Source organism: Stenotrophomonas sp. 2YAF22 (assembly GCF_052114665.1).
GTDB lineage: Bacteria > Pseudomonadota > Gammaproteobacteria > Xanthomonadales > Xanthomonadaceae > Stenotrophomonas > Stenotrophomonas indicatrix.
This window is the reverse complement of sequence record NZ_JBFRFE010000599.1, coordinates 1-2,709: the sequence shown is the minus strand read 5'-3', so window position 1 is coordinate 2,709 and position 2,709 is coordinate 1. Positions and strand designations below refer to the sequence as shown.

The following is a 2,709-nucleotide window of genomic DNA, read 5'->3' as shown; positions in this document are numbered from 1 at the left end:
GGGTGATGGCGGGGTACAGCGTACGCATGCTTGCAGCTCCGTGGTGGTGCCCTGCCCTTGGCAGGAGAACCCCCATTCTAGGCCGGTCGCCGGCCCAGGGTGACCCGGTCGCGCTGCTCCAGGTCCTGCACGGTCTGCACGTCGATGTAGCCGGCCTGCTCGAACAGCGCGCCGATGGCATCGCCCTGGTCCCAGCCGTGCTCGATCAGCAGCCAGCCGCCGGGCTGCAGGTAGTCGCCGCCGCCGGCGACGATGCGACGGATGTCATCCAGCCCATCAACGCCCGAGGCCAGTGCCGTGGCCGGCTCGAAGCGCAGGTCGCCCTGCTCCAGGTGCGGGTCGTCGCTGGCGATATAGGGAGGATTGCTGGCGATCAGGTCGAAGCGTTCACCGTGCAGCGGCGCGTACCAGTCGTGACCACCTTCGGCAAAACGCACGTTGCCCAGCTCGTGGCGCGCGGCGTTGCGGGCCGCCACCGCCAGTGCAGCGACACTGGCGTCGGTGGCCAGCACCTGCGCTTGCGGCCGCTCGCTGGCCAGGGCCAGGGCGATGGCGCCGCTGCCGGTACCGAGGTCGGCCAGCTGCAGCGTGCGGTCCGGCGGAAGGCGATCCAGCGCCAGCTCCACCAGCAGTTCGGTTTCCGGCCGCGGAATCAGGGTGGCCGGGTCGACTTCCAGATCGAGGGTCCAGAAACCACGGCGGCCGGTCAGGTAGGCCACCGGTTCGCCAGCCAGGCGCCGGTCCAGCAAGGCCTCGAACGCGGCCTGCTCGGCGGCGGGCAGTGGATCGGTAGCGTGCGCGAACAACCAGCTGCGCGGTCGCTGCAGCACATGCAGCAGCAGCAGCTCCGCTTCATGACGGGCCTCGGCGCCACCCAGGCGGCCGCTGGCGTCGGCCACGACCTGGCGCAGGGACGGTTCGGAATCGGCGGGCATGGCAGGCACTGGCGCGGGCGGTGGGCCCGCAATTGTAGAGTCTGGAAACCGTTCAGGTTCGCTGGGGCGGGATTCGCTGCGGTGGGATATGAGAGACCTATCGACCGGTTTCCGCAGCCGCTGATGATTTCCCTTGTCATACAGCGGGTTGCAGGATGCAGGTGGCCTGATTCATTGCCGGCTCAGCGCACATCAATAGACTGCATCTATCAAATGGATGTAATCAATGCATTGTCCTTATCGAAATGGAACCAGTAACCTAGGTCCTGTCGATTCACCCACTCCCCTTCACCCAGAGGAAAAACGATGTCCCTGATCAACACCCAGATCCAGCCGTTCGAAGCCAACGCTTACCTGAATGGCGAGTTCATCAAGGTCTCCGACAGCACCCTGAAGGGCCAGTGGTCGGTCCTGATCTTCATGCCGGCAGCCTTCACCTTCAACTGCCCGACCGAGATCGAAGACGCCGCTGACCATTACGCCGAGTTCAAGAAGGCTGGCGCCGAGGTCTACATCGTCACCACCGACACCCACTTCTCGCACAAGGTCTGGCACGAAACCTCGCCGGCCGTGGGCAAGGCCCAGTTCCCGCTGGTCGGCGACCCGACCCACCAGCTGACCCGCGCCTTCGGCGTGCACATCGAGGAAGAAGGCCTGGCCCTGCGCGGCACCTTCATCATCAACCCGGAAGGCGTGATCAAGACCCTGGAGATCCACTCCAACGAGATCGCCCGTGACGTCTCCGAGACCCTGCGCAAGCTGAAGGCTGCCCAGTTCACCGCCGCCAACCCGAACCAGGTCTGCCCGGCCAAGTGGAAGGAAGGCGAGAAGACCCTGACCCCGTCGCTGGACCTGGTCGGCAAGATCTAAAGCAGTACCGGCCTGCCGCAGCCCCACGCTGCGGCGCGCCCATCCCCGTGCCGGCCACATCGCCGGCGTGGGGGTGAACCCAAGACAGCCGAGCTCGCAAGCCGCCGCTCGCCAGCCCCTTCCACAGCTGTCTCTGCTGCCTTGGGTTCACCCCTACCCCCTGCTGGTCCGCTACCTTCTACAGCGGTGCCACGCCCCCGTTTTGCCTGAAGCCAGGAGAAGACCATGTTGGACGCCAACCTGCAGTCGCAGCTGAAGACCTATCTGGAGCGCGTGACCCGCCCGATCCAGATCACCGCGCATGCCGACGACGGTGCCAAGTCGCGGGAGATGCTGGACCTGCTGCAGACCCTGGAAAGCCTGTCGGACAAGATCTCGCTGCAGGTGCTGCGCGACGGTCAGGGTCGCGTGCCGTCCTTCGACCTGGGCACGCCGGGCCAGGACATCCACCTGACCTTCGCCGGCCTGCCGATGGGCCACGAATTCACCTCGCTGGTGCTGGCCCTGCTGCAGGTCGGCGGGCATCCGTCCAAGGCCACTGCCGAGCTGATCGAGCAGGTGCAGAACCTGGAAGGCGACTACCGGTTTGAAACCTATTTCTCGCTGTCCTGCCAGAACTGCCCGGACGTGGTGCAGGCGCTGAACCTGGCCGCGGTGCTCAACCCGCGCATCCAGCACGTGGCCATCGACGGCGCGCTGTTCCAGGAGGAAGTCGAGCAGCGCGAGATCATGTCGGTGCCGACCGTCTACCTCAACGGCGCGGTGTTCGACCAGGGCCGCATGACCCTGGAGCAGATCGTGGCCAAGCTGGACACCAACGCCAGCAAGCGCGATGCCGAGAAGATCGCCGCCAAGGACGTCTTCGACGTGCTGGTGGTCGGTGGTGGCCCGGCCGGTGCCGCTG

General features: G+C 66.1%; 3 protein-coding genes. 2 read left to right on the top strand and 1 reads right to left on the bottom strand.

Translation table 11 applies throughout. The features are described from left to right. Positions 1 to 77 precede the first annotated feature (77 nt). Entirely contained in the window at positions 78 to 935 is an 858-nt protein-coding gene (gene prmC, locus AB4Y84_RS18740; protein ID WP_442244629.1) for a HemK/PrmC family methyltransferase, read from the bottom strand. Positions 936 to 1,241: 306 nt separating this feature from the next. Between prmC and ahpC the strand changes: the two genes are divergently transcribed. Then, complete coding sequence (gene ahpC, locus AB4Y84_RS18735; RefSeq protein WP_025877950.1) at positions 1,242 to 1,805, top strand: alkyl hydroperoxide reductase subunit C; 564 nt, start codon at positions 1,242 to 1,244, stop codon at positions 1,803 to 1,805. A gap of 225 nt (positions 1,806 to 2,030) precedes the next feature. Beyond that, positions 2,031 to 2,709: thioredoxin family protein (locus tag AB4Y84_RS18730; protein ID WP_442250641.1), on the top strand; the 679-nt coding region annotated here is incomplete at its 3' end.

What these genes read in the sequence shown, in the direction of transcription:
- ahpC (WP_025877950.1), top strand. Translation starts at nt 1,242, where the DNA reads ATGTCCCTGATCAACACCCAGATCCAGCCGTTCGAAGCCAACGCTTAC.
- prmC (WP_442244629.1), bottom strand. Translation starts at nt 935, where the DNA reads ATGCCCGCCGATTCCGAACCGTCCCTGCGCCAGGTCGTGGCCGACGCC.